At 65.3% G+C, this 24,441-nt stretch carries 25 protein-coding genes; 18 read left to right on the forward strand and 7 right to left on the reverse strand.

Going from position 1 to position 24,441, the window contains the following annotated elements:
* Positions 1–91 precede the first annotated feature (91 nt).
* From purE to HDC35_RS09305, 9 genes are all read left to right on the forward strand, one after another.
* On the forward strand, positions 92–589 hold the full coding sequence (purE, locus tag HDC35_RS09265) for a 5-(carboxyamino)imidazole ribonucleotide mutase (protein WP_184645951.1): 498 nt from the start codon (positions 92–94) through the stop codon (positions 587–589).
* 4 nt (positions 590–593) lie between these two features.
* Positions 594–1,667 carry a 5-(carboxyamino)imidazole ribonucleotide synthase gene (locus HDC35_RS09270; protein WP_184645953.1) on the forward strand — a complete coding sequence of 358 codons (1,074 nt, stop codon included), beginning with the start codon at positions 594–596 and terminating at the stop codon, positions 1,665–1,667.
* The gene (locus HDC35_RS09275) at positions 1,664–2,155 is read left to right on the forward strand and encodes a dihydrofolate reductase (protein ID WP_184645955.1); all 492 of its coding nucleotides are present in this window, start codon (positions 1,664–1,666) and stop codon (positions 2,153–2,155) included. Before HDC35_RS09270 ends, HDC35_RS09275 begins: the two co-directional genes overlap by 4 nt.
* Before the next feature lie 3 nt (positions 2,156–2,158).
* The gene (locus tag HDC35_RS09280) at positions 2,159–3,388 is read left to right on the forward strand and encodes a dipeptidase (protein WP_184645957.1); all 1,230 of its coding nucleotides are present in this window, start codon (positions 2,159–2,161) and stop codon (positions 3,386–3,388) included.
* The gene (locus HDC35_RS09285) at positions 3,385–4,314 is read left to right on the forward strand and encodes a bifunctional riboflavin kinase/FAD synthetase (RefSeq protein ID WP_184645959.1); all 930 of its coding nucleotides are present in this window, start codon (positions 3,385–3,387) and stop codon (positions 4,312–4,314) included. The genes HDC35_RS09280 and HDC35_RS09285 overlap by 4 nt, the downstream gene beginning before the upstream one ends.
* A 42-nt stretch (positions 4,315–4,356) precedes the next feature.
* The gene (locus HDC35_RS09290) at positions 4,357–5,403 is read left to right on the forward strand and encodes a glycerophosphodiester phosphodiesterase family protein (RefSeq protein WP_184645961.1); all 1,047 of its coding nucleotides are present in this window, start codon (positions 4,357–4,359) and stop codon (positions 5,401–5,403) included.
* A gap of 196 nt (positions 5,404–5,599) precedes the next feature.
* On the forward strand, positions 5,600–8,566 hold the full coding sequence (gene ileS, locus HDC35_RS09295; RefSeq protein ID WP_184645963.1) for an isoleucine--tRNA ligase: 2,967 nt from the start codon (positions 5,600–5,602) through the stop codon (positions 8,564–8,566).
* Complete coding sequence (lspA, locus tag HDC35_RS09300; protein WP_184645965.1) at positions 8,563–9,084, forward strand: signal peptidase II; 522 nt, start codon at positions 8,563–8,565, stop codon at positions 9,082–9,084. The genes ileS and lspA overlap by 4 nt, the downstream gene beginning before the upstream one ends.
* Before the next feature lie 27 nt (positions 9,085–9,111).
* On the forward strand, positions 9,112–9,531 hold the full coding sequence (locus tag HDC35_RS09305; RefSeq protein WP_409437938.1) for a DUF3035 domain-containing protein: 420 nt from the start codon (positions 9,112–9,114) through the stop codon (positions 9,529–9,531).
* A gap of 71 nt (positions 9,532–9,602) precedes the next feature.
* On the opposite strand, the gene dxs is transcribed toward HDC35_RS09305, so the two are convergent.
* Positions 9,603–11,531, reverse strand: coding sequence for a 1-deoxy-D-xylulose-5-phosphate synthase (dxs, locus tag HDC35_RS09310; protein WP_184645969.1), 1,929 nt, complete (start codon positions 11,529–11,531; stop codon positions 9,603–9,605).
* Between the two features lie 45 nt (positions 11,532–11,576).
* The gene (locus HDC35_RS09315; protein WP_184645971.1) at positions 11,577–11,819 is read right to left on the reverse strand and encodes a hypothetical protein; all 243 of its coding nucleotides are present in this window, start codon (positions 11,817–11,819) and stop codon (positions 11,577–11,579) included.
* A gap of 238 nt (positions 11,820–12,057) precedes the next feature.
* Between HDC35_RS09315 and HDC35_RS09320 the strand changes: the two genes are divergently transcribed.
* Positions 12,058–13,086: a MipA/OmpV family protein gene (locus tag HDC35_RS09320; protein WP_184645973.1), complete on the forward strand. Its 1,029-nt coding sequence runs from the start codon at positions 12,058–12,060 to the stop codon at positions 13,084–13,086.
* A 145-nt stretch (positions 13,087–13,231) separates the two neighbouring features.
* Here the strand turns inward: HDC35_RS09320 and HDC35_RS09325 are convergent, their stop codons facing one another.
* Complete coding sequence (locus HDC35_RS09325) at positions 13,232–14,122, reverse strand: LysR family transcriptional regulator (RefSeq protein WP_184645975.1); 891 nt, start codon at positions 14,120–14,122, stop codon at positions 13,232–13,234.
* Positions 14,123–14,268: 146 nt separating this feature from the next.
* On the opposite strand from HDC35_RS09325, the gene HDC35_RS09330 reads away from it, so the two are divergent.
* The 4 genes from HDC35_RS09330 to HDC35_RS09345 are packed head-to-tail and all read left to right on the forward strand — an operon-like array spanning position 14,269 to position 16,188.
* Complete coding sequence (locus tag HDC35_RS09330; RefSeq protein WP_184645978.1) at positions 14,269–14,895, forward strand: pyridoxamine 5'-phosphate oxidase family protein; 627 nt, start codon at positions 14,269–14,271, stop codon at positions 14,893–14,895.
* A gap of 2 nt (positions 14,896–14,897) precedes the next feature.
* Positions 14,898–15,506 carry a glutathione S-transferase family protein gene (locus HDC35_RS09335; RefSeq protein ID WP_184645981.1) on the forward strand — a complete coding sequence of 203 codons (609 nt, stop codon included), beginning with the start codon at positions 14,898–14,900 and terminating at the stop codon, positions 15,504–15,506.
* Positions 15,503–15,733 carry a 4-oxalocrotonate tautomerase family protein gene (locus HDC35_RS09340; RefSeq protein ID WP_311770742.1) on the forward strand — a complete coding sequence of 77 codons (231 nt, stop codon included), beginning with the start codon at positions 15,503–15,505 and terminating at the stop codon, positions 15,731–15,733. The genes HDC35_RS09335 and HDC35_RS09340 overlap by 4 nt, the downstream gene beginning before the upstream one ends.
* On the forward strand, positions 15,730–16,188 hold the full coding sequence (locus HDC35_RS09345; RefSeq protein WP_184645983.1) for a DMT family transporter: 459 nt from the start codon (positions 15,730–15,732) through the stop codon (positions 16,186–16,188). The genes HDC35_RS09340 and HDC35_RS09345 overlap by 4 nt, the downstream gene beginning before the upstream one ends.
* Before the next feature lie 100 nt (positions 16,189–16,288).
* Here HDC35_RS09345 and HDC35_RS09350 read toward each other — a convergent pair whose 3' ends face one another.
* Positions 16,289–18,382 carry a bifunctional (p)ppGpp synthetase/guanosine-3',5'-bis(diphosphate) 3'-pyrophosphohydrolase gene (locus tag HDC35_RS09350; RefSeq protein ID WP_184646527.1) on the reverse strand — a complete coding sequence of 698 codons (2,094 nt, stop codon included), beginning with the start codon at positions 18,380–18,382 and terminating at the stop codon, positions 16,289–16,291.
* Positions 18,383–18,509: 127 nt separating this feature from the next.
* Here HDC35_RS09350 and HDC35_RS09355 point away from each other — a divergent pair, with 127 nt between their 5' ends.
* A complete protein-coding gene (locus tag HDC35_RS09355; RefSeq protein ID WP_184645985.1) occupies positions 18,510–19,394 on the forward strand; it encodes a glycosyltransferase in 885 nt (294 codons plus the stop codon).
* Positions 19,395–19,475: 81 nt separating this feature from the next.
* Here HDC35_RS09355 and HDC35_RS09360 read toward each other — a convergent pair whose 3' ends face one another.
* Positions 19,476–19,814, reverse strand: coding sequence for a CC_3452 family protein (locus tag HDC35_RS09360; protein ID WP_184645988.1), 339 nt, complete (start codon positions 19,812–19,814; stop codon positions 19,476–19,478).
* A 125-nt stretch (positions 19,815–19,939) separates the two neighbouring features.
* Here HDC35_RS09360 and HDC35_RS09365 point away from each other — a divergent pair, with 125 nt between their 5' ends.
* From HDC35_RS09365 to HDC35_RS09375, 3 genes are read left to right on the forward strand one after another with little or no spacing between them, the layout of a single operon-like run.
* A complete protein-coding gene (locus HDC35_RS09365; protein WP_184645990.1) occupies positions 19,940–20,461 on the forward strand; it encodes a helix-turn-helix domain-containing protein in 522 nt (173 codons plus the stop codon).
* 55 nt (positions 20,462–20,516) lie between these two features.
* The gene (locus HDC35_RS09370; RefSeq protein ID WP_184645992.1) at positions 20,517–21,641 is read left to right on the forward strand and encodes a sensor histidine kinase; all 1,125 of its coding nucleotides are present in this window, start codon (positions 20,517–20,519) and stop codon (positions 21,639–21,641) included.
* Positions 21,638–22,444 carry a LytTR family DNA-binding domain-containing protein gene (locus HDC35_RS09375; protein WP_184645994.1) on the forward strand — a complete coding sequence of 269 codons (807 nt, stop codon included), beginning with the start codon at positions 21,638–21,640 and terminating at the stop codon, positions 22,442–22,444. The genes HDC35_RS09370 and HDC35_RS09375 overlap by 4 nt, the downstream gene beginning before the upstream one ends.
* Positions 22,445–22,582: 138 nt before the next feature.
* Here HDC35_RS09375 and ribA read toward each other — a convergent pair whose 3' ends face one another.
* Positions 22,583–23,638, reverse strand: a complete 1,056-nt coding sequence (gene ribA, locus HDC35_RS09380; protein WP_184645996.1) for a GTP cyclohydrolase II — start codon at positions 23,636–23,638, stop codon at positions 22,583–22,585.
* Positions 23,635–24,429 (reverse strand): exodeoxyribonuclease III, encoded by a 795-nt coding sequence (locus HDC35_RS09385; protein WP_184645998.1) that lies wholly within the window; start codon positions 24,427–24,429, stop codon positions 23,635–23,637. Before HDC35_RS09385 ends, ribA begins: the two co-directional genes overlap by 4 nt.
* Positions 24,430–24,441: the final 12 nt, after the last annotated feature.

Consider the following 24,441-nt stretch of genomic DNA (forward strand, 5'->3'; position numbering starts at 1 on the left):
GGACGCATAATTGGCGCCGTTGCCCGCGCGCTGCGCAGTCGCTAGGGGGAAGGCGGCGGCGATTCATCGCTGCCCGCAGGAGGGACGGGTGATGGGCGACAGTTCGCCGCAAGTCGGTGTGATCATGGGCAGCCAGTCGGACTGGCCGACGATGGCGCACGCGGTCCAGATACTCGAAGAATTCGGTATCACGCACGAGGTCCGGATCGTCTCTGCGCACCGCACCCCCGACCGTCTCATCGACTACGCCAAAAGCGCGGCCGGTCGCGGTCTGAAGGCGATTATCGCCGGTGCCGGCGGCGCCGCGCACCTGCCCGGAATGGTCGCGGCGATGACACGCGTTCCGGTGCTCGGTGTGCCCGTCCAATCGGCGGCGCTCAGCGGCGTCGACAGCCTCTATTCGATCGTCCAGATGCCCGGCGGCGTGCCCGTAGCGACCTTCGCGATCGGCAAGGCGGGCGCGACCAACGCCGGGCTTTTCGCCGCCGCGCTGCTCGCGAACAATAGCACCGATCTGGCACAAAAACTCGACGACTGGCGCACGGCGCAGTCGAACAGCGTCGCCCCCACCCCCGTTCGCGAAGGCTGACCGCTTGTTGATTCCAGGTTCGACGATCGGCATCCTCGGCGGCGGACAGCTCGGCCGGATGATCGGCCTTGCCGCCGCGCAGCTTGGCTACAAGGTCCATGTCTACGCCCCCGACGCCGAAAGCGTCGCGGCCGAGGTCACCGCACACCATAGCCAGGCCGCGTGGGACGACGAACCCCGCCTCGCCGCCTTCGCCGCGACGTGCGACGTCGTCACCTATGAATTCGAAAATGTACCGGTCGACACGGTGCGCTTCCTGTCGGGTCATGTCGCGGTCCGCCCCGGCGTCGCGGGCCTGAAGATCGCGCAGGACCGGCTCGAGGAAAAGACGTTCGTCGCCGGCCTCGGCGGCTGCCCCGCCCCCTTCGCCGCTGTGCCCGACCGCGCCGCGCTCGATGCCGCGCTGGCAGCAATCGGCACCCCCGCGATCCTCAAGACGGTGCGCATGGGCTATGACGGCAAGGGGCAGGCGCGCATCATGACGCCCGCCGACGCCGACGCCGCGTGGGACGGCATCGACCGCCACGCCGCGGTGCTCGAAGGCTTCGTCACCTTCGCGCATGAATTTTCGGTGATCCTCGTGCGCGGCATCGACGGCGAGATCCGCTTTTGGGACAGTTCGGTCAACGTCCATAAGGCCGGCATTCTCGCCACCTCCAGCCTGCCGCCGCCGCAAATCGTCGCCGACCAGCAGGCCGAAGCGCGCGAACTGATGGCGCGCATCGCCGCCGAGCTCGACTATGTCGGGGTGCTGACGGGCGAATTTTTTGCCACCGAAGCCGGGCCGGTGTTCAACGAAATGGCGCCGCGCGTCCACAACAGCGGCCATTGGACGATCGAGGGCGCGGTGACGAGCCAGTTCGAAAACCATATCCGCGCGGTCGCCGGCCTGCCGCTCGGCAGCACCGCGACCACCGCGCTACCGGTCACGATGCGCAACCTGATCGGCGCCGATATCGCCGCCATCCCCGCGCTGCTCGCCGACGAAAATTGCCGCGTCCATCATTACAGCAAGACCGAGGTGCGCGAGGGGCGCAAACTCGGCCACGCCACCTGGGTCGGAGCTTCTCCCGCATGAATCGCCCCGAGATTACGCTGATCCTTGCCCGCGCAGCCAATGGCGTGATCGGGGTGGGCGGAAAGATGCCGTGGCACCTGCCCGCCGACCTTCGCCGTTTCAAACAGCTCACCATGGGCCGTCCGATGATCATGGGGCGCAAGACCTTCGACAGCCTCCCCGCCATATTAGAGGGCCGCCGCCACATCGTCCTCACCCGCGACGCCGACTGGCAGGACGAGGGCGCCGAGCCGGTCGCGACGATCGAGGACGCGCTGAAGCTCGCCAACGCGCCGCATGTGATGGTGATCGGCGGCGCGGAAATTTATCGCCTCTTCCTGCCGCTCGCCGACCGCATCGAACTCACCGAAGTCGCGCTGGAACCGAAAGGCGACGCGAGCATCGATTATCCGCCCGCCGCCGACTGGCGCGCGACGGCGCGCGAGGACCATCCCGCCGACGAGGCCGGGCGCCCGGCGTACAGCTTCGTCACGCTGACAAGGAAATAGGACATGCGCCGCTGGCTGATCGCGATCCTGCTCATCCTCGCGCTCGCCGCGCTCGCCTTCTTCGCGCTCGCTCCGGGCATGATCGAACGCGGAATGAACCAGATCGACGGCAAGCCGCTGCCGCCGGTCAGCGCGCGCGCGCAGGCGCTGCACCGGACGCTGACGATCGTCGACCTGCACAGCGACACGCTGTTGTGGAAGCGCGATATCCTCGACCGCGCCGAGCGCGGCCATATGGACCTGCCGCGGCTGGAGGATGGCAACGTCGCGCTACAGGTGCTCGCGAGCACGACCAAGTCGCCCAAGGGCCAGAATTACGACGCCAACAGCGGCGACACCGACAATATCACCAGCCTTGTGATCGCGCAGCTCCAGCCGGTGCGGACGTGGAGCTCGCTGCTCGAACGCTCGCTCTGGCACGCCGAGAAGCTGCACCGCGCGGTCCAAAGATCGGGGACCGAACTTTGGCCGGTTGCTGCGCCCAAAGACATCGACTCTTTGTTGTTCGCTCGCTCGGCAGGCACGTCAAAAACGGAGAGCGGGACCATCGTCTCGCGTCCGCCCGTCGGCGCGATGCTCAGCGTCGAGGGGCTCCACAATCTCGAAGGCGACATCGCCAACCTCGACAAGCTCTACGCCGCGGGGTTCCGCATGGGGGGGCTCACGCATTTTTTCGACAATGATCTAGCCGGTTCGATGCACGGGCTGAAGAAGGGCGGGCTCACCCCGTTCGGGCGGGAGGTCGTTTCCGAGATGGAGGCGAAGGGCATGATCGTCGATATCGCGCACTGCTCCAGCGCCTGCGTCGCCGACATATTAAAGATGGCGCGCCGCCCCGTGGTCTCCAGCCACGGCGGCGTGCAGGCGACGTGCAAGGTCAACCGCAACCTCAGCGACGCGCAGATCCGGGGCGTCGCGGCGACCGGCGGCCTGATCGGCATCGGCTATTGGGACGCCGCGGTATGCGACACCTCGCCCGCGAGCATCGCGAAGGCGATGAAGCATGTCCGCGACCTCGTGGGCATCGAGCATGTCGCGCTCGGCAGCGATTATGACGGCGCCACCACGGTGCGCTTCGACACGTCAAAGCTGGTGCAGGTGACGCAGGCGCTGATCGACGCGGGTTTCAGCGACGACGAAATTCGCGCCGCGATGGGCGGCAACGCGATCCGCGTGCTCAAGGCGGGGCTCGTCCCCCTGACCCCGCCCCCCTCCATCGCGGCGGTGCCATGATCCGCCTCGACGGCCACAATCGCATCGACGAGCCCCTGCGCGGCGGGGTGATCGCGCTCGGCAATTTCGACGGTTTCCACGCCGGGCACCAGGCGGTCGTCGGCCGCGCAGTGCGCCATGCGAAGGACGAGGGGCGCCCCGCGATCGTCGCGACCTTCGACCCGCATCCGGTGCGCTTCTTCAAACCCGACGTTCCGCCCTTTCGCCTGACCACGCTCGACCAGCGCCAGGAACTGTTCGCCGCGGCAGGCGCCGACGCGATGCTCGTCTTGCCCTTCGACGCCGCGCTCGCGGCGACGAGCGCGGAGGATTTCATCACCGGGCTCCTCCTCGATCGCTATGGCGCGGCGGGCGTCGTCACCGGCAGCGATTTCGTGTTCGGCAAGGGACGCGGCGGCGATGTCGTGACGCTCGCCGACCACGCCCGCCGCCTCGGCTTTTTCACCGAAATGGTCGCGCCGGTCGACGATGCCGAGGAGGTCATCTCGTCGAGCCGCATCCGCGAGGCGCTGCAGGCGGGCGACTGCGCCACCGCCGCGCGCTTGCTCACGCGCCCCTTTACCGTGCGCGGGCGCGTCGAACATGGCGACAAGAACGGCCGCCTGCTCGGTTTTCCAACCGCCAACATCGACATGGGCAACTACCTGCGGCCGAAATACGGCATTTACGCGGTGACCGGAAAGCTGCCCGACGGACGAATCCTCAAAGGCGCCGCGAACCTCGGCATCCGCCCGAGCTTCGACCCGCCGAAGGAACTGCTCGAACCGCATTTCTTCGACTTTGCGGGCGACCTCTATGGGCAGGAAATCGACGTCGCCTTCCACGCCTTCATCCGGCCCGAGGCCAGATATGACAGCATGGACGCGCTGATGGCGCAGATCGCGGCGGATTGCGACGAGGCGAAGCGACTGCTGGCAAAGATATAACTCCTCTCCCTCAAGGGAGAGGGAATGGGTTTAGGGGGGATCATGACCGACGATGACGACTGGGCCGTGGCCCTTGCGGGCCCGCCGAAAAAGCCGATGAAGCGGCGCACCAAAATCCTGCTCTGGATCTTCGCCGCACTCGTCGCCTGGCTCACCCTGTCGAACGCGAGCTGGCTCGCGCCCGACCCGCAAGGCAAACCGAAACTCATCGCGCACCGCGGCGTCTATCATCTCTACGACAAGCGCGCCGCCTTCGGCCGCGACACCTGCACCGCCCGCCATGCCTATCCGCCGACGCACGAGGTGTTCGAAAATACCCCCGATTCGATGCGCTGGGCGGTCGGCAACGGCGCCGCGATGGTCGAGGTGGACGTCGCGCCGACGAAGGACGGGCGCATGGTGCTGTTCCACGACTGGACCGTCGATTGCCGCACCGACGGCACGGGCGCGACGCGCGACCTGACACTCGCCCAATTGAAGGCGCTCGACATCGGTTACGGCTATACGGCCGACAGCGGCAAGACCTTCCCGCTGCGCGGCAAGGGCGTGGGCAAGATGCCCACCGTCGAGGAAGGGCTGGCGGCGCTTCCGGTCCACCCGATCCTGTTCAACTTCAAGTCGAAGGACGCGGCCGAGGCCGACCAGCTGTTCGCGATCCTCAAAGCGTCGGGCCGCGACAGCGCCAAGCTCGGCGACGCCTTTTACGGCGCCGAAGGGCCAGTGAAACGGATGCGCGAGCTGATGCCCGACAATTGGTCCTTCGACCTCGGGCGCGAGGCGCTCGCCTGCTCGAAAGATTATGTGGCCTGGGGCTGGACCGGTATCGTCCCCGAAAGCTGCCGGAACGGCGTGATCGCGATACCGATCAACTATCAATGGGCCTATTGGGGCTGGCCCGACCGGCTGATCGCGCGCATGGACAGCGTCGGGGCACGGATCATCGTCTTTGGCCCTTATGACAAGGGCAAGTCGAACGAAGGCCTGACCAGCCCGCAGCAACTCGCGAAAGTGCCCGCCAGCTTCAACGGTTATATCTGGGTCGAGGATATCCGCGAAGTCGGCCCGGCGCTGCGGCCGCGGCAACGCTAATCCCCTCTCCCATTTAGGGAGAGGGCAGCGAGACTTGCAAGCTTGCTGGCTTAGTCGCAGCGGGTGAGGGTCGGCAGCGCCGCATACCCTCACCCAGCTCCAGCTAGGCAGCCAGCTGCCAAGCTTCCATATCCCTCTCCCCCAAGGGGAGAGGAAGGTTTGCTCCCGCCCGAATCTGCGCTAAGCGCCGCGCACCATGACCGATACGCCCGCACCCGAGCAGCGCGATTACCGCGACACCGTCTTCCTGCCCAAGACCGACTTCCCGATGAAGGCCGGCCTGCCGCAGAAAGAGCCGCTGATTCTTGCCAAATGGCTCGCGGGCAATCTCGAAGGCCAGATTCGCGAAGCGCGCCAAGGCCGCGACCAGTTCATCCTCCACGACGGCCCGCCCTATGCCAATGGCGACATGCACATCGGCCATGCGCTCAACCATATCCTGAAGGACATGGTCGTCCGCACCCAGACGCTGAAGGGCAAGGACGCGCCTTACGTCCCCGGCTGGGACTGCCACGGCCTGCCGATCGAGTGGAAGGTCGAGGAGCAGTACCGCAAGAAAAAGCTCAACAAGGACGAGGTTCCGGTCGAGGAATTCCGCGCCGAATGCCGCGCCTATGCGCAGCATTGGGTCGATACCCAGCGCGAGCAGCTGAAGCGCCTCGGCATCGGCGGCGACTGGGACCATCCGTATCTGACGATGGATTATGAGGCCGAGGCCACCATCGTGCGCGAACTGCTCAAATTCGCCGCGAACGACATGCTCTATCGCGGCGCCAAGCCGGTGATGTGGTCGCCGGTCGAAAAGACCGCGCTCGCCGAGGCCGAGATCGAATATGAGGATATCGTCTCGACCCAGATCGATGTGGCGTTCGAGATCACGGAAGCGCCCAACTGCCCGGATATCAGTGAACTTATCGATAAGGGATGGGGCGTTTACGGTGTCATATGGACCACGACACCTTGGACTATTCCGGTAAACCAGGCGCTCGCCTTCAGCCCCTCCGCAAAATATCGCATCGTTGCCGAAGGCGGCGTCGCGAGAGCTTGGGTGATTGCGGAAGATCTTTGGGAAGACGTGGCGGAGCGTGCGTTCCGTTATGATCGAGAGGTCGTCAATTATGGGCTGCACTTCGAACCGCTCGGAGGATATCCGGGCGGCGACGAAGGCCTGTTTCTTGGCAGCGAGTTGGAGGGGGCGGTAGCCCGCCACCCGATGCACCATCTCGGCGGCTTCTTCGCGCGTCCGCGCCCGTTCCTTGCGGGCGATTTCGTCACCACCGACAGCGGCACCGGGCTTGTCCATATGTCGCCCGACCATGGCGAGGATGATTTCGACCTGTGCAAGGCGAACGGCATCGACCCCGTGTTCGCGGTCGAGGGCGACGGCAAATATCGCGAGGACTGGGGCTGGCTCGGTGGTCAAGGTTCGGTGATCAACCCCAAATTCAACGCCCCCGACGGCCCGATCTGCACCGACCTGCGCGAAGCCGGCGCGCTGCTCGCGGCCTCGGCCGATTACCAGCACAGCTATCCGCATAGCTGGCGTTCGAAGGCCAAGGTCATCTATCGCTGCACCCCGCAATGGTTCGTGCCGATGGACAAGATCATGACGCATATCGAGCCCAAGGCGCCGCGCGAGCAGCGCTGGGAATCCGAAGGCGGCGCGATCAACCCGCATGAGGAAGGCCTCTGCGACGCGCCGACCTTGCGGCAGGCCGCGATGCACGCGATCGAGCGCACGCGCTTTGTGCCCGAAAAGGGCCGCAACCGCATCGGGTCGATGGTCAAGGATCGCCCCGACTGGGTGCTCAGCCGCCAGCGCGCTTGGGGCGTGCCGATCACGCTCTTCGTCGACCGCAAGACCGGCGTCTATCTCAACGATCCCGCCGTCAACGACCGCATCGTCGCGGCGGTGAAGGCGGGCGGCGTCGATGCGTGGAGCGATGCGCGCGCGCAGGAATATCTCGGCGATCAATATGACGCCGCCGACTACGAACGTATCGTTGACATTCTCGACGTCTGGTTCGATTCGGGCTGCACCCACGCCTTCGTGCTCGAAAGCGGCAAATGGCCCGCGCTCGTCCGCCACGACGGCGGCACCCACAGCGCGGATCTCTATCTCGAAGGCAGCGACCAGCATCGCGGCTGGTTCCAGTCATCCTTGCTCGAAAGCTGCGGGACGCGCGGGCAGGCACCGTATAAGGCCGTCCTCACGCACGGCTTCACGATGGACAGCAAGGGCTTCAAACAGTCGAAGTCGCTCGGCAACACGACCGATCCCGTCAAGGTGATGGAAACCAACGGCGCCGACATCATCCGCCTGTGGGCGCTGAGCGTCGATTTCACCGAGGACCACCGCATCGGCGACGAAATCCTGAAGGGCGTCGCCGACCAGTATCGCAAGCTGAGGAACACCTTCCGCTACCTGCTCGGCGCGCTCGACGGGTTCAGCGAAGGGGAACGCATCACCGACGTCGCGGCGATGCCCGAACTCGAACGCTATATGCTGAGCCTGCTCGCCGACCTTGATGCAAAGATGGCCCGCGCGGTCGACGATTTCGACTTTAACAGCTACTCGCGCCTGCTCGCCGATTTCTGCAACGAGGATCTGTCGGCCTTTTATTTCGATATCCGCAAGGACGTCCTCTACTGCGACCTCGGCCCCGCCGCCCCGCTCGGCACCGATACGCGCCGCGCGTACCGCAGCGTGCTCGACACCCTGTTCCACGCGCTCGTCCGCTACGCCGCGCCGGTGCTGGTGTTCACCGCCGAGGAAGTGTGGGGCACGCGTTATCCCGAAGCGGGCAGCGTGCATCTGCTCGAATGGCCGAGCGTCGACGCCGCATGGAACGACGCCGCGCTCGCGAGCAAATGGTCTGGCGTGCGCACCCAGCGCGAGGCGGTGACCGAGGCGATCGAGCCTTATCGCCGCGAAAAGACGATCCGGTCGAGCCTTGAGGCCGAAGTCGCGATCCCCGATCCGACGCTCGATCCCGCGGCGCTCGAGGAAATCTTCATCGTCTCGGTCGCGCGCGCGGGCGACGAACTCACCGTCACCCGCACCGAAAACCACAAATGCGGCCGCTGCTGGCGCCACCTGCCCGAAGTCACCGAGGACGGCAGCTTGTGCAATCGCTGCGACACGGTATTGACCGCGGCATGAGCAGAACCCGTTCCCCCTATCTGCGCTTCGGCCTGATTTTCGCCGCCGTCGCCTTTATCCTCGACCAGATCACCAAATGGGTCGTCACCGTCCCGCTGTCGCTCGAACCCAAGGGGCAGATCGAGATCACCAGCTTCTTCAACCTGACCTGGGCGGAGAATTGCGGGATTTCGCTGTCGATGTTCGCCAGTTGCACCGACACGACGCGCTGGACGCTCGTCGCGGTGACCGGGATCGTCGCCGCCGCGGTCGCCTTCTGGATGACGCGCGAACAGGCGAAAGGCGATGTGATCGCGCTCGCGATGATCCTCGGCGGCGCGCTCGGCAATATCGTCGACCGCGTGCGCTTCGGCTATGTCGTCGACTTTGCCGACCTGCATTTCGGCGATTTCCGCCCCTTCATGATCTTCAACGTCGCCGATGCGTGCATCACGCTCGGCGTGCTTTTGCTGGTTGCGCGCGCGCTGCTCTTGGGCGAAAAGGCCCCAGCCGCGGACGCTAGGCCGTCCGCCGAGTAAACGGGGCGCATTGGGAGTATGTTTAAAGTGAACCGGACCACCGCCATCCTGGCAGCCTCGATCGTCGCCACCACCCTGTCGGCCTGCGGGTCGAACAGCCTGTTCAGCCGCGACCGCCCCGACGAGATGATGGTGTCGCGCCAGGCGCCGCTCGTCGTGCCGCCCGACTTTTCGCTGACCCCGCCGGCGCCCGGCTCGGTCCGCCCCGGCGGCGAAACGACCGCGGAACAGACGCTGCGCGCGCTGTTCGGCGGCCCCGCCCCGCGCAGCGCCAACGAAACCGCGATCATCAGCAGCGCAGACGGCGAACGCGCCGACCCGGGCATCCGCAGCGAAGTCGGCAGCCCCGGCACGCAAGTTGTCGACAAGGGCCTCGTCGTCCGCGACATCCTCGCCGCCCCCGAAGGCGACGGCCGCGACGCATCGGCGGCGATCCCGGGCGCCTGAGTTTGCGCTGATCGAAACAAAAAGGGCGGCCGAGGCCGCCCTTTTCCTTGTCCTCTTGCCGGCGCTTCCACTCAAGCCCGCGCGCCCGCCTCCTCGACGCCCGCGCTGTTGTGCCGCAGCGCCTTCAGGACGCAATCGACGATCTGCGGCGCGTTGAGCCCCGCGGCATCATATTGCAACTCGGGCTTGTCCTGGTCCTGGAAGACGTCGGGCAGGCGCATCGTGCGCAGTTTCAGCCCCGCGTCGATCAGCCCCTCGTCGCTCGCGAGCGTCAGCACATGCGCGCCGAGTCCGCCGATGCTATTCTCCTCGATCGTCACGCACACCTCGTGCGCGGCCAGCGTCTTGCGGATCAGGTCCTCGTCGAGCGGTTTGGCGAAGCGCAGGTCGATCACGCTCGTCGAAAGCCCGCGCGCTTCCAGCGTGTCGGCCGCCTTCAGCGCCTCGGCGAGCCGCGTGCCGAGCGACAGGATCGCGACGGTCTTGCCCTGGCGCACGACGCGCCCCTTGCCGATCTCCAGCTTCTGCGGAACCTCGGGCAGCGGCACGCCGGTGCCGCCCCCGCGCGGATAGCGGAAGGCGATCGGGCCATCGTCATATTCGGCGGCGGTGTAGGTCATATGGACGAGCTCGGCCTCGTCGGCCGCCGCCATCACCACCATGTTGGGCAGCGTCGCCAAGTAAGTAACGTCGAACGAGCCCGCATGCGTCGATCCGTCGGCGCCGACCAGCCCCGCGCGGTCGATCGCGAAGCGCACCGGCAGGTTCTGGATCGCGACATCGTGCACGACCTGGTCGTAGGCGCGCTGGAGGAAGGTCGAATAGATGGCGGCGAATGGCCGCATCCCCTGTGCCGCAAGCCCCGCCGCAAAGGTGACCGCATGCTGTTCGGCGATGCCGACGTCGAAGCTGCGTGTCGGATGCGCCTTCGCGAATTTGTCGACGCCGGTGCCCGACGGCATCGCCGCAGTGATCGCGACGATGCGCGGGTCGCTGTCGGCGAGCTTGGCCAGAGTTTCGCCGAACACATTCTGGTAGGCGGGCGGTCCCGGCGGCGCCTTCGCCTGCTCGCCGGTGATGACGTCGAATTTCTGGACGCCATGATATTTGTCGGCGGCGGCTTCGGCGGGGGCATAGCCCTTGCCCTTCTTGGTCACCGCATGGATCAGTACCGGGCCATGTTCGCTGTCGCGGACATTTTCGAGCACGGGGATCAGATGTTCGAGGTTATGCCCGTCGATCGGCCCGACATAATAAAAGCCCAATTCCTCGAACAAGGTGCCGCCCATCGCCATGCCGCGCGCATATTCGTCGGTCTTTTTCGCCGCCTTGTGCAGCGGCTGCGGCAGCTTGCGCGCGAAGCGGCGCGCAATCTCGCGCAGTTCGACGAACGGCCGCGACGACACGAGCTTCGCCAGATAGGCCGAAAGCCCGCCCACCGGCGGCGCGATCGACATGTCATTGTCGTTGAGGATGACGATCAGCCGGTTGCCCGCCTGCTGGGCGTTGTTCATCGCCTCATAGGCCATGCCCGCCGACATCGACCCGTCGCCGATCACCGCGATCGCGCGCCCCGGCTCATCCTTCAGCTTGTTGGCGATTGCAAAGCCGAGCGCCGCGCTGATCGAGGTCGAGCTGTGCGCGGCGCCGAACGGGTCATATTCGCTCTCGCTGCGCTTGGTGAAACCCGACAGCCCGCCGCCGGTGCGCAGCGTCCGGATGCGGTCGCGGCGCCCGGTGATGATCTTGTGCGGATAGCATTGGTGTCCGACGTCCCACACGATCTTGTCGCGCGGCGTGTCGAACACATAATGAAGCGCGGTCGTCAGCTCGACGACGCCGAGGCCCGAACCGAGATGCCCGCCCGTGGTGCCGACGGCCGAGATCATCTCGGCGCGCAGCTCGTCGGCGAACTGGCGGAGGTCTTCGGGCTTCAGCTTGCGGAGGTCGGCGGGGACATCCACCGTGTCGAGCAGCGGCGTATGCGGACGGTCGGTCATCGTGCGGTCATACTGCCAAGCGCATGGGGTGTCGAACGAAAAGGGTCAGCCGTCCCTCCCGTCCCGCCCCTCTTCCTCGCGCGCTTTCGCCGCGCCGACCTGGGCATAAAGCCCGCGAACCATCAGGTCGGTAAAGACGAGCATGACCCCGATCATCCCGACGAGCAGCGCGACCACGGCCGCCGGAAACGGTCCGATATCGCCGATCGCGCCGCGCCGCATCAACACCGCCAGCAAAGCCGCGAGCGCCATCAGCGCATAGCCGGCGAAACGCGGGGCGCGGCTCATGCCGCTGCTCGCTGCGGCGTCGCGGCCCGGACCATGTTCAGGCCGAAGACGGCCCGCACGGGGCAGCATCGTTCCAGCGGCACGGAACCAATAGCGAGGGCGCCGGGTATGGCATGGGATTGCTGGTGCATGAAAGGCACGATGATAGGAAAAGCGCCGTTCGGCAAGACGAAGCCTTTGCAATATCAGGGCGATCACCTACACCCCCGGGCACAGGGGGCAAGACCATAGGATGCATATGTCCAATTTGATGCCGCTCTTCCGACCGACTCTCCCGAAGCGTTCGATTCCCTTGTTCTTCCTGATCGCAGTGGCCGCCTTCACGGCAGCACCGGCGGCGGCCGAAGACGGTGCCTTGTCCTATGACCTGCCCGAAGCGGGCGGCTTGGAATTGCCGGGCGCGCCCGAAGCGCCCGCGGCCGGATATATGCAGAGCGGCGACATCGACGACAATATCCTGCTTCCCGGTGCGCGAACCGACGACGACGACGACGAAAGCCGCAAATGGTCGCGCAACTATATCGCGGTTGCCGGCGGGATCCTCAGCGCCCCCGATTATAACGGCTCCGACGACCGCCGTATCCTGCCTGCCTTTTACCTGCGCGGCCGGTACGAGGGCTTTTCCTTTTCGACCCGTGGGACAAATTTCCAGGTTGACCTGATCCGCCATCGCCGCGGGCAAAAGATCGACTGGAAATTCGGCCCCATCGTCAGCCTGCGCGCCGACCGCACCGGCAGCGTCAAGGACCCGCGCGTCGACCTGTTGCCCGACCGCAAGATGGCGGTCGAAATGGGCGTGTTCACTGGCGTCACCAAGACCGGCGTCGTCACCAGCGCCTACGACCAGCTCGGCCTGCGCATCGTCGCGCTCAAGGATATTTCGGGCCGGCACGGCAGCTGGACCGCGTCGCCGACGATCGATTACGGCACCCCGCTCTCGAAACGTGCCTTCGTCGGCATTTCCGCGTCGTTCAACGTCTATGGCAAGGGTTTCGGCCGCTATTATTTCGACATCGACCCGCTGGGCAGCGCGGCGAGCGGCCTGCCCGTCTACAGCGGCGCGGGCCGGAAGGCGACGATCGGCAAATATACGCTCGGCATGGCGGGCGCCTATGCCTTGTCGGGCGACCTTCGCAAGGGCTTCGTCCTGCTCGGCGGCGCGCAATATGGCCGCATGGGCGATCGCTACGCCGATTCGCCGATCGTGAAGGACGCGGGCAGCGCCGACCAGTGGCTGCTCGGCGCGGGCCTGGCGTATCAGTTCTGACCGCTGGCGAGCGGTTGCGGTCCTTCATCCTCGTCACCCCGGACTTGATCCGGGGCCCATGACTTGGGTGCTGCGATGGATTCCGGATCAAGTCCGGGATGACGAATGTCTGGAATCCACTTCAAAACCGTCGCTCCCGCACCGCTCAAACCAGCCCCGCCGTCCGCATGCGGGCCTTCATCGCGGCGATCAACAGGCGCACCGCCGGCAGTGCCGCGCGCGAAGGTTCGAAGAGCAGATTGACCGGTAACGCGGGCGGCTGGTCGTCGGGCAGCAACGATATCAGGCGCCCGGCGTCGATCGCCGCGCTCAGCTGATAGCTTAACAGATTGGCGATCCCCAGCCCCGCCTCGGCCGCCGCCAGGATGCCGTCGACCGTGTTGAGCACCAGCCGCGGGCGCGGCTCGACGCGCCAGCGCTGCGTCGCGAATTGCCATTCGCCCGCTGCGCGCGGCCCCATCGCCGCGATCAGATCGTGCCCCGAAAGATCGGCGACCGACGCCGGCGCGCCGCGCCGCGCCAGATAGGCGGGGCTTGCGACGAGCATCTGGCGCACCCAGCCAATGCGTACCGCCTTCAGGCTTGTCGCGGCCAGCGGACCGATCCGCACCGCGACGTCGATCCCCTCTTCCACGATGCGGACGTTGCGGTCGATCAGCATCATTCGCACCATCAGCTCGCGATGCTGGCCGATCAACTCGCCGACCACGGGCAGCACATGCAGCCGGCCGAACATGACCGGTGCGGTCAGGTGCAATTGCCCGCGTGGTTCGGCCTCCGCCCCGCGCAACTCGCGCTCGGCGCCCGCCAGGTCCGCCAGGATGCGCCGCGCCTGGCCGAGGAAAACCGTCCCCGCGTCGGTCAGCGCCACCGCACGCGTCGAGCGATGAAAAAGCGCAGCGCCGAGCCGCGCTTCAAGGGCCGCGATCCCGCGCGTCACCGCGGGCGGCGAACTGCCGAGCTTGCGCGCCGCCGCGGCAAAGCCGCCTTCGTTCGCGACCGCGACGAACATTTCGAGCGTGAGCAATCGGTCCACGATTATTCCATTTTCCGGAATTAACTTGTTCGATTTTCCCTCATTATCGCCATGCGAGCAACACATTATCTCTCCCAAGGCGAACGAAGGACACGCCCCCCTCTCCCACCGCCTTCGTTCGCTCCTTGACGAAAAGGTCCGGCACGATGGCGCAAAATTACCGGCATACGATGTTCGACGATGCGGTGAAGGCCGAGCAGGAGCGCCACGGATCGCGCGCTTCCTACGTCAAAATGGATGCGGGCGCCGACGGGACCCCCGACGTGCTGACGCAAAAGGAAATCGCCTTCATCGAGGCGCGCGACAGCTTTTATATGGCGAGCGTCAATAGCGAAGGCTGGCCCTATATGCAGCATCGCGGCGGCCCCGCAGGGTTCCTGCGCCATATCGCCGGCAATCGCATCGGTTTCGCCGACTATCGCGGCAACAAGCAATATATCAGCACCGCGAACCTCAAGGGAAACGCCCGCGTTTCGCTCTTCCTGATGGATTATCCGAACAGGGACCGGCTCAAACTCGTCGGCCATGCGGTAAGCGTCGAACTCGCCGACGATCCCGCCGCGGTTACCGGGCTGATGTCCGAAGGCTATCGCGCGACGCCCGAGCGCGCCTTTTTCATCGACGTGATCGGCTGGGAATGGAATTGCTCGCAGCATATCACCCCGCGCTTCACCGAGGCCGAAATTTCCGCCGCGATCAGGCCGATGGCGGCCGAACTCAACCAGCTGCGCGCCGAGCTGGCCGCCCTGCGCGCCAACCCCGAGGGAGATTGAAGATGATTCGCCTCTACGCATCCGAAATGTCGGGCAATGCGCACAAGGTCCGGATGGCGCTCGCCTTCCTCGGCCTCGAATGGGATGAACAGGCGACCGATGCCGCCGCGCGCAGCACCGACGCCTTCCTCGCGCTCAACCCGATGGGACAGATCCCTGTCTATGCCGAAGGCGATTTCACATTGCGCGACAGCCAGGCCATCCTCGCCTATCTCGCTGCGCGGCACCGGCCCGGCGACTGGGACGGGCACACGCCCGAAGAACGCGGCGCGATCACGGTCTGGCTGTCGCACGCGGCGAACGAGATTTTCAACGGCCCCGCGCTGCTCCGCGCCGAACGCCTGTTCGGCTGGTCGGTCGATACCGCGCGTGCGGCCGCCGTCGCGGACCGCATCCTGCCCGTGGTCGAGGCGCATCTGGCGGGGGCCGACTGGCTCGTCGGCAACCGGCCGACCATCGCCGACCTCGCCGCAAGTCCCTACCTCGCGCTCGCGCCCGACGGCGGGATCGATCTCGAGCAATGGCCCGCGATCGGCGCCTGGACACGCCGGATCGCCGCGCTGCCCAATTTTCCCGCCATGCCAGGCTGGCCAGCCGAAGGAGGTGCATGATGCCTTACGTCAATATCCGCATTACCCGCGAAGGCGCGACGCCTGAGCAAAAGGCCGAGTTGATCGCCGGCGTCACCGACCTGCTTCGGCGCGTGCTCGACAAGAACCCGGCGACCACCGTGGTCAATATCGACGAGGTCGATTTCGAAAATTGGGGGATCGGCGGGCTGCCCGTTCTCGACTATCGCGCGGTGCAGACATCCCAATCGAAAGCGCAAAAGCCATGACCGCGAACAACGCCGCCCCCGCCTTCGCCACGATCATGTTCCTGACCGGGGTCGGGATCCCGATCCTCGCCGCCCTGAACGGCGGGCTCGGCGCGCGGCTCGGCGCCCCGATGGCCGCCTCGATGATCCTCTTTGGCCTTGCCTTCCTGATCGCGGCGGCCGGCGCGCTGCTCACCGGATCGGTCGGCCAGGTTCGCTTTACCCCCGACATCCCCGCCCATTTCTATTTCGGCGGGCTGTTCGTCGCCTTTTACGTCATCGCCGTGACGTTCATCGCGCCCAAATTCGGCGTCGGCAATGCGATCTTCTTCGTCCTCGCCGGCCAGCTGGTCAGCGCGGCGACGATCGACCATTTCGGGCTGTTCGGCGCTCTGCGCTCGGCGATCGACCTGAAGCGCGTCGCCGGGATCGCGCTGATGATCGCCGGCGTCTACCTGGCGCGGCGCACGGGCTGAGGGCGGAATCGGGGCCGCGGTGGAGCGCGGATCAAGGCCGGGCTGACAAAGGGAAAGGAAGAAAGGGCAGCTTGCCGGCCCGAAGCAGGAGGAACACCCCTTAAAGCCGTTCGGCCTGCACCACCGTGTCCGACGCGCGCAGCGCCGATAATATGCGCATCACATGCTGAACGTCGCGCACCTCGACGACAACGTCATAGGTGTGAAACCCCCCTTCGCGGTTCGACAGCCGCAAATTGGTGATATTCGCCGAATTCGCCGCGAGGATGCCCGACATTTCGGCGAGCGTGCCGGGTTCGTTCAGGATCACGATGCACAGCCGCGCGTTGCCGCCTTCGCTATCCTCCTGCCAGCGCAGGTCGATCCAGTCGGCGTCGATCCCGTCGGCGAGCCGGGGACAGTCGATGACATGCACCTCGATCCCCTCGTCCGGGCGCGACAGGCCGACGATGCGGTCGCCCGGCACCGGATGGCAACAATCGGCAAGCTGGTAGGCGACGCCGGGGGTGAGGCCCGCGATGGACACCGCCGCACCCTGTACGAGCTTGCCGGGCTTGGTTTTCATTTCGGCGGTAATTCCGGGGACGAGCGCCTCGAGGACCGCATTGTCATTGAGCCGCTGCTTGGCGATCGCGACGTAAAGCGCCGTATCGTCGTCGAGCTTCAGGCGTTCGCGCGCCGCGGCGCGCGCTTTGTCGCCGACCTTGTTCGGCAGCCGCGCGACCATTTCGTCATACATCTTGCGGCCGAGCGCGGCGAGTTCGACCTTTTCCTTCGAGCGCACATGCCGCCGGATCGCCGCGCGCGCCTTGCCGGTCACCGAAAAGCCGAGCCATGCGGGCTGCGGCGTCTGTTTGTCGGAGGACAGGATTTCGACCGTGTCGCCATTGCTCAGCTGGGTGCGCAGCGGCACGAGCCGCCCATTGACCTTGGCGCCGACCGTCCGGTCGCCGAGCCCCGTGTGGACGGCATAGGCAAAATCGACCGGCGTCGCGCCCTTTGGCAGCTGGTGCAGACTGCCCTTCGGCGTGAAGGCGAAGATGCGGTCCTGATACATTGCGATGCGCGTATTCTCGAGAAACTCCTCGGGATCGTGCGTCTGTTCGAGGATTTCGATGAGGTCGCGGATCCAGCCTGCCTGACCGTCGGGCGCCGAGCCGCCCTGCTTGTACGCCCAATGCGCGGCGAGTCCGAATTCGGACTGCTGGTGCATGCCAAGGCTGCGGATCTGGATTTCGATCCGCATATTCTGTTGATGCATGATCGTCGTGTGCAGCGATTTATAGCCGTTGCGCTTGGGGGTGGAGATATAATCCTTGAACCGGCCGGGGACCATTTTCCATTTGCGATGGATCAGCCCCAGCGCGGCATAGCAATCGGCGTCGGTCGGCGTGACGATGCGGAACGCAATGATGTCGGTCACCTGCTCGAAGCTGACGTGGCGTTCCTGCATCTTGCGCCAGATCGAATAGGGATGTTTTTCGCGCCCCGACACCTCGGCGTCGATCCCGTTCTTGCCAAGCAAATCCTTGAATTCGCGGCTGATCGCGGTGACCTGGTCCTTGCCGCCCGCGGTCAGCTTCGCAAGCCGGCCGGTGATCGTCGCATAGGCTTCGGGTTCGAGTTCGCTGAACGCGAGCAGCTGCATCTCGCGCATATATTCATACATGCCGATCCGCTCGGCCAGCGGGGCGTAGATATCCATCGTCTCCTTGGCGATGCGCCGCCTTTTGTCGGGATTCTTGATGAAATGCAGCGTCCGCATATTGTGCAGCCGGTCGGCGAGCTTGACGAGCAGCACGCGGATGTCGTCCGACATGGCGAGCAGGAATTTGCGCAGATTTTCCGCGGCGCGCTCATTCTCGGTCTGCGCCTCGATCTTGCTGAGCTTGGTCACGCCGTCGACGAGCCGCCCGACGTCGCTGCCGAACAGGCGCTCGATCTCTTCGGGAGTGGTCAGCGTATCCTCTAGCGTGTCGTGGAGCAGCGCGGTGACGATCGTCTCGCTGTCGAGGTGGAGATCGGTCAGGATTCCCGCGACCTCGACCGGATGGCTGAAATAGGGGTCGCCCGACGCGCGTTTCTGGCTGCCATGCTTTTGCACGGTAAAGACATAGGCGCGGTTGAGCAGCGCCTCGTCGACGTCGGGATCATAAGCGCGCACGCGCTCGACAAGTTCATACTGACGCAACATCATCCCCAATGTCGTTCATGTTGCCTATATTGCAATGCGAAATTTGATTGCGCCCGACACCGATATGTTGGCAACTTTGGTAAAGCCGATTGGAAGCATCGGTCGCCGCGGTTAGGACTGCCGGTCGATGGGGACCGAAGCTCTCGATTCGACAGCGCCGCCGCGGGTGTCGATGGTGATGCCCGTGCATAATGGCGCGCGCTGGCTGGACGACGCCATCGATTCGATCCTGGCGCAGGATTTCACCGATTTCGAACTGATCCTTGTCGACGATGCTTCGCGCGATGCGTCGCCTGCGATCATGGCAAAGGCGGCAGCGCGCGACCCGCGGGTGCGATTGCTGCGGCTCGCCACCAACGTCGGTCTTCCCGCCGCGCTCAACCATGGCTTTGCCGCGGCGCGGGGTAGCCTGCATAGTTGGACATCGGACGATAATCTGCTGCGGCCGCCGATGTTGACGCGCCTCGTCGCCACGCTCGACGCGCACCCCGAGGCCCAGATCGTCCACGCCGATTTCACGCTGATCGACGACGAAGGCGTCGAACTCGGCCGATCGCGCATCGGACCCGTCGAACGGCTGCTCTATGGCAATAATATCGGCGCCTGCTTCCTGTACCGTGCAAGCGTGACCGAGGCGCTCGGCGGCTATGACGCGCAATTGTTCGGGGTCGAGGATTATGACTTCTGGCTTCGCGCCGCGCAGCGTTTCAAATTCGTCACGCTGCACGAAGATCTTTACCTCTATCGCAAACATGGCGGCAGCCTGACAAGCCAACGCGCCGAGCAGATCCAGGCGCTGACCGCCGAAATCGTCGAGCGTGCCCTGCCCGATACCCTGCCCGCACGCAGCCGCAGCGAAATCCTGCTGGGCCTCGCGCTGCGCAGCAGCCGGCGGTGGCGTGTGGATCTCGTGCGACGCGCCCTCCGCGCCGACGCGCGCTACGTCGCGGCGCAATTGCCCGCGCTCGCCCGCTGGACGCTGGTCGTTTTCCGCAATCGCCTCACCGCCTGAACCTGCCGCATCGACGGGCCGCCGCATCCGAAAATGCGGCGGCCGCCGTTCGTCATTGACCGGACGGGTCGACCGGCCCGGTTATTTCACGGCAGCGTTGCAGCGCGCAAGGGCATCGGCATCCAGCGTCTTTTCGCCCGCGGCGAAGCTCACGACCGGTCCGGCCGCCTTGGCGAGCGACGAACACATGACGAGCGGACGGCTTGTACCCTGCCGGGCGACGCATTCCGCGCCCTCGCACGCCCAGACGACGTCGCGCGCGACAAAGCGCACGTCCTGAGCCGGACCGGCGAGTTCGGCGCGATAATAGCTGCCGCCCGGCGCCGCCGCGGCGGCCACCCCGAATGCGAGGCTGCCGACCGTCAGGGCGCCGGCGAACGACAGCGAACGGATGCGGGGAGAAAGTTCAATTGCGGCCATCTGGAGCTCCTGTTTTCATGCACCCGGAGGGATGCCCATCGCGGCCTAGCGTTTGGGTTGCGAAATGCAACGGAGGTCCTATATTTTTTTGGCGCGCAGGACGATTTTACGTTAGGGCATGGGTCATGGGAAAATTACGCGAAGTCTTGAACGACATGAACGGGGGCAATTGCGCCCTGCCGCTGGCGCTGGAAGCGATGGGGGAGCGATGGTCGTTCATGATCCTGCGCGCGGCCTTTAACGGCGTTCATCATTTCGAGGAATTCCAGCAGGAACTGAACATCGCGCGCAACATCCTGTCGAACCGGCTGTCGCGGCTGGTCGATCATGGCATCATGGCGCGCGAAGTGATGGCGGAGGACCGGCGCAAGGTTCGCTACCAGCTCACCGAAAAGGGGATCGAACTGCTCCCCGCGATGATCGCGCTGCGCCAATGGGGTGAAAAATGGGGCGCCGGCGTCCCATCGACCCCGGTGTTGGTGGATGCCCGCGACGAACAGCCGATCGGCCCCGTCACCCTGACCGCACACGATGGCCGGGTGATCGGTTACAAGGAATTGCTGTGGAAGCATCGCGCCGAGTTGCAGCCGCTCGGCCAGGCGCGGATACGCAGCGATGGTGCGATGGCACCGGTCGCGGCGGAATGACCGGCCGCGCCGGTTTCCGACCGCGGTCGCCGATCTTCGCATAATCTGGACCGCCATGCCGCTGTTTCGACTGTCTTCGCCCGGGCCCTTTTTCGATAACAAGGTCCGGGCGTTCTGGAATCTGCAAATCCTCGGCTGGGCCGCGTGGCTTGGGCTGCGCGGGGTGTCGGGGCTTGCCAACGGTCAGCCGCTGACCTTTCTGATCCCGATGCTGATTTCGGCGATCACCGGCTTTTCGCTGACGCTGATCCTGTCGGTCTGTTATCGCGCGCTGATCAACCGCCGCCCCATCTTGATGTGGGGGGTAAGTTTCGGGCTGGCCGGCTTGGCGACGGCGCTGTGGGCGTTCATCGATGCGTGGGTCGCGCAGATCCAGAATCCGGCGAGCGAGCTTGGCTTCACGGGCCTTTTGCTCGGCAGCTTCTATATCGACGCGACCTCGCTCGGCGCCTGGTCGGCGCTTTATTTCGCGATCAACTATTTCCTCCAGCTCGAGGAACAGAATGACCGTGTCCTGCGGCTCGAGGCGCAGGCGGCGTCGGCGCAGCTCGCGATGCTGCGTTACCAGCTCAATCCCCATTTCCTGTTCAATACGCTCAACAGCATTTCGACACTCGTGTTGCTGAAACAGTCAGAGCCCGCGAACGCGATGCTTTCGCGCCTGTCCGCCTTCCTGCGCTACACACTCGCCAACGAGCCGACCGCGCAGGTAACGCTGGCGCAGGAGGTCGAGACGCTGAAGCTGTATCTCGATATCGAAAAAATGCGCTTCGAGGAGCGATTGAGGCCCCATTTTGCGATCGACCCCGCCGTCGCCCGCGCAAGGCTGCCTTCGCTTTTGCTCCAGCCGCTGATCGAAAATGCGATCAAATATGCGGTGACCCCGCAGGAGAATGGTGCCGATATCACGATTTCGGCACAACTGGCCGGTCAAAATGTTCGCATCACCGTGTCCGATACCGGCGCGGGATTGTCAGCGGAACCAACGGACCCCACCACGGGCGTTGCAACGGAATCGACCGGCGTGGGTTTAGCCAACATCAGAGACCGGTTGGCGCAGGCTTTCGGCGACCAGCACCGGTTCGACGTCCAGGTGGACGCTGAGAGCGGCTTCACGGTGGTTATCGAGTTTCCGTTCCAGCCCGACGGGCAAATGACGATTGGAACCGAGAGAATATGACGATCAGAACCATCCTGGTGGATGATGAAAAATTGGCGACCCAAGGCCTGCAATTGCGGCTGGAACCGCACAGCGATGTCGAAGTCGTCGATACCGCCCAGAACGGTCGCGAGGCCATACGCAAGATCAAGACGCACAAGCCCGACCTGGTCTTTCTGGATATCCAGATGCCCGGGTTCGATGGTTTTTCGGTCATCCAGGGACTGATGGAGGTCGAACCGCCGCTGGTCGTTTTCGTCACCGCCTATTCGGATCATGCGATCCGCGCGTTCGAGGCGCAGGCGGTCGACTATCTGGTCAAGCCGGTCGAGCCCGAACGGCTGGCCGATGCGCTCGACCGCGTCCGCCAGCGCCTTACCGAAAAGCGCGGCGCGGCCGAAGTCGAACGGCTGAAGACCGTGCTTGCCGAAGTCGCGCCCGAGGCGGTGGAGGATTATGACGCCGAGACGCAGCCCGATGCGCACGCCGCCGACCGCTACGAAAAGATGATCAACATCAAGGATCGCGGCCAGATTTTCCGCGTCGACGTCGACAGCATCGAACGCATCGACGCCGCGGGCGACTATATGTGCATCTATACCGCCGACAACAGCCTGATCCTGCGCGAGACGATGAAGGATCTGGAAAAGCGGCTCGACCCCCGCAATTTCCAGCGCGTCCACCGCTCGACGATCGTCAACCTCAGCCAAGTCAAACAGGTCAAGCCGCACACCAACGGCGAATGCTTCCTCGTGCTAGGTTCGGGCGCGCAGGTGAAGGTCAGCCGCAGCTATCGCGACGTGGTCGCACGCTTCGTGCATTGATTTTTTGCTGCCTGACGGCAGCGACGGCCCCGGCCCGCTTCCCCGCCCGGCCTCCCAACAGCATATCCTGAAATGGGAGGGCCGGCGCGGGGGAGCGGGCCGGGGCCGCTGTGTTTCCGCCAAGCGGAAACAGACAGATTAGAGCTGGTGCCCGGTCCTATCCCGCTTCGTCGCGAGATATTGCTCGTTATATTTGTTCGTCGGCAGCGCGAGCGGCAGGCGCTCGAAGACCTCGACGCCCTCCTTTTCGAGCCGCGCGACCTTTTCGGGATTGTTCGTCATCAGCCGGATGCGCGGAATGTTCAGCAATTCGAGCATCCGGCCCGCAATCGCGAAATCGCGCGCCTCGACCGGAAAGCCGAGCCGCAGGTTTGCGTCGACCGTGTCATAACCTTGATCCTGCAGCGCATAGGCGCGAAGCTTGTTGACGAGGCCGATCCCGCGGCCTTCCTGCCTCAGGTAGAGGAGCACGCCCCATGGCGCGTCGGCCATCGCATGGAGCGCGGCATGAAGCTGCGGCCCGCAATCGCATTTCAGGCTGCCGAGCACGTCGCCGGTCAGGCATTCGCTGTGCAGCCGGACCACCGGCGGGTTCGCGTCGCGCTTTCCGATGACCAGCGCGACATGGTCCGAAGCCTCCTCGGGCGAACGGAAAGCGACGATCTCGGCGGTTTCGCTTGCAGCGACGGGCAGGCGTGCGCGCGCTGCGATCTCGAGCCGCGCGGGGTCCAGCAGCGCGGTGACATCGCCCGCGCTGCATTCGGTCTCAGCATCGCCTGCGGCGGCGCGCACGAAAAAGGCGGGGAGCAGCCCGGCGTGGCCGGCCATCGTCATCGCCGCCGCCGCCGCCGCGTCACCGCCGGTCGCGAGGGTGCGGAAGGGACCTTTGAGCGGGTTCGCAAGATCGAGCGCCGGGTCGGCGATCGCGAGCGCTGCGGCGACGGTGCTGCCTGCGTCCGCGAGCCGCACGGGGCCGGGCGTCGCGGCGGCGCGCTGGTTGGTGAGCTTGAGCGTGACTGCGCGCTCGCCCGAAAGCAGGACGTCGCGGCCGGCAAATTCGGCCAAGGCCTCGTCGCTCGCGCTTTCGACCGCCAGCAGGTCGAGCGCGCCGTCGCCGCCCGCCACGCGGAACGGCCAGCCGCGGCGGAGCGCGTCGATCGCGCGCGCAGCCTGCCGGGCGCCAAAATGGCTCAAAAGTCGAACTCGGTAATCAGCGGGATGTGATCCGACGGCCGATCCCAGCTGCGCGCCGGCTGGACGATGCGATGCGATACCGCCTTCGGCACCAGGTCGGGCGTCACCCACATATGGTCGAGCCGGCGACCGCGGTTCGACGCTTCCCAGTCCTTTGCGCGGTAACTCCACCAGGTGAAGAGCGGCGTCGGCGCCTCGATGAAATGGCGCCCGAGGTCGACCCAGTTCGATGCCGCCTGAAGCCGCCCGAGCGTTTCGACCTCGATAGGGGTGTGGCTGACGACGTCGAGCAGCGCCTTGTGGTTCCAGACGTCGCTTTCAAGCGGCGCGACGTTGAAGTCGCCCGTCAGCACCGTCGGGGTGCCATTGAGTGCCCCCGACCATTCGGTCATACGGCCGAAAAAATCGAGTTTCTGCCCGAACTTGGGGTTTAATTCGCGGTCGGGAACGTCGCCGCCCGCCGGAATATAGACATTGTCGAGCCGGACCCCCGACGGCAGCGTCACCCCGACGTGACGCGCTTCGCCATTTGCCTGCCAGTCATATTTGCGCACTTCGGTCAACGGCACCTTGCTCACGATCGCGACGCCATGGTGCATGCGCTGGCCGTGGGTGACGATATGCTCATATCCCAGCCGCCGGAACATTTCGGGCGGAAACAGGCCGCATTCGACCTTGGTTTCCTGAAGGCACAGGATGTCGGGAGCTTCTTCGCGCAGGAATTTTTCGACGATACCGATGCGGGCGCGGACGCTGTTGATGTTCCACGATGCGATGCTGGTGCGAGTCATGGCGTGGCTCTA

The sequence above is a fragment of the Sphingopyxis sp. JAI128 genome (assembly GCF_014207235.1).
Taxonomy (GTDB): domain Bacteria; phylum Pseudomonadota; class Alphaproteobacteria; order Sphingomonadales; family Sphingomonadaceae; genus Sphingopyxis.

Bases quoted from the DNA above. Each gene is read 5' to 3' on its own strand.
- HDC35_RS09280 (WP_184645957.1), top strand. From the start codon at position 2,159: ATGCGCCGCTGGCTGATCGCGATCCTGCTCATCCTCGCGCTCGCCGCG.
- HDC35_RS09320 (WP_184645973.1), top strand. From the start codon at position 12,058: ATGTCCAATTTGATGCCGCTCTTCCGACCGACTCTCCCGAAGCGTTCG.
- dxs (WP_184645969.1), bottom strand. From the start codon at position 11,531: ATGACCGACCGTCCGCATACGCCGCTGCTCGACACGGTGGATGTCCCC.
- HDC35_RS09370 (WP_184645992.1), top strand. From the start codon at position 20,517: ATGCCGCTGTTTCGACTGTCTTCGCCCGGGCCCTTTTTCGATAACAAG.
- HDC35_RS09315 (WP_184645971.1), bottom strand. From the start codon at position 11,819: ATGAGCCGCGCCCCGCGTTTCGCCGGCTATGCGCTGATGGCGCTCGCG.
- HDC35_RS09345 (WP_184645983.1), top strand. From the start codon at position 15,730: ATGACCGCGAACAACGCCGCCCCCGCCTTCGCCACGATCATGTTCCTG.
- HDC35_RS09350 (WP_184646527.1), bottom strand. From the start codon at position 18,382: ATGTTGCGTCAGTATGAACTTGTCGAGCGCGTGCGCGCTTATGATCCC.
- HDC35_RS09335 (WP_184645981.1), top strand. From the start codon at position 14,898: ATGATTCGCCTCTACGCATCCGAAATGTCGGGCAATGCGCACAAGGTC.
- HDC35_RS09355 (WP_184645985.1), top strand. From the start codon at position 18,510: ATGGGGACCGAAGCTCTCGATTCGACAGCGCCGCCGCGGGTGTCGATG.
- HDC35_RS09375 (WP_184645994.1), top strand. From the start codon at position 21,638: ATGACGATCAGAACCATCCTGGTGGATGATGAAAAATTGGCGACCCAA.
- HDC35_RS09365 (WP_184645990.1), top strand. From the start codon at position 19,940: ATGGGAAAATTACGCGAAGTCTTGAACGACATGAACGGGGGCAATTGC.
- HDC35_RS09360 (WP_184645988.1), bottom strand. From the start codon at position 19,814: ATGGCCGCAATTGAACTTTCTCCCCGCATCCGTTCGCTGTCGTTCGCC.
- purE (WP_184645951.1), top strand. From the start codon at position 92: ATGGGCGACAGTTCGCCGCAAGTCGGTGTGATCATGGGCAGCCAGTCG.
- HDC35_RS09330 (WP_184645978.1), top strand. From the start codon at position 14,269: ATGGCGCAAAATTACCGGCATACGATGTTCGACGATGCGGTGAAGGCC.
- HDC35_RS09285 (WP_184645959.1), top strand. From the start codon at position 3,385: ATGATCCGCCTCGACGGCCACAATCGCATCGACGAGCCCCTGCGCGGC.
- HDC35_RS09275 (WP_184645955.1), top strand. From the start codon at position 1,664: ATGAATCGCCCCGAGATTACGCTGATCCTTGCCCGCGCAGCCAATGGC.
- HDC35_RS09340 (WP_311770742.1), top strand. From the start codon at position 15,503: ATGATGCCTTACGTCAATATCCGCATTACCCGCGAAGGCGCGACGCCT.
- HDC35_RS09385 (WP_184645998.1), bottom strand. From the start codon at position 24,429: ATGACTCGCACCAGCATCGCATCGTGGAACATCAACAGCGTCCGCGCC.
- ileS (WP_184645963.1), top strand. From the start codon at position 5,600: ATGACCGATACGCCCGCACCCGAGCAGCGCGATTACCGCGACACCGTC.
- lspA (WP_184645965.1), top strand. From the start codon at position 8,563: ATGAGCAGAACCCGTTCCCCCTATCTGCGCTTCGGCCTGATTTTCGCC.
- HDC35_RS09290 (WP_184645961.1), top strand. From the start codon at position 4,357: ATGACCGACGATGACGACTGGGCCGTGGCCCTTGCGGGCCCGCCGAAA.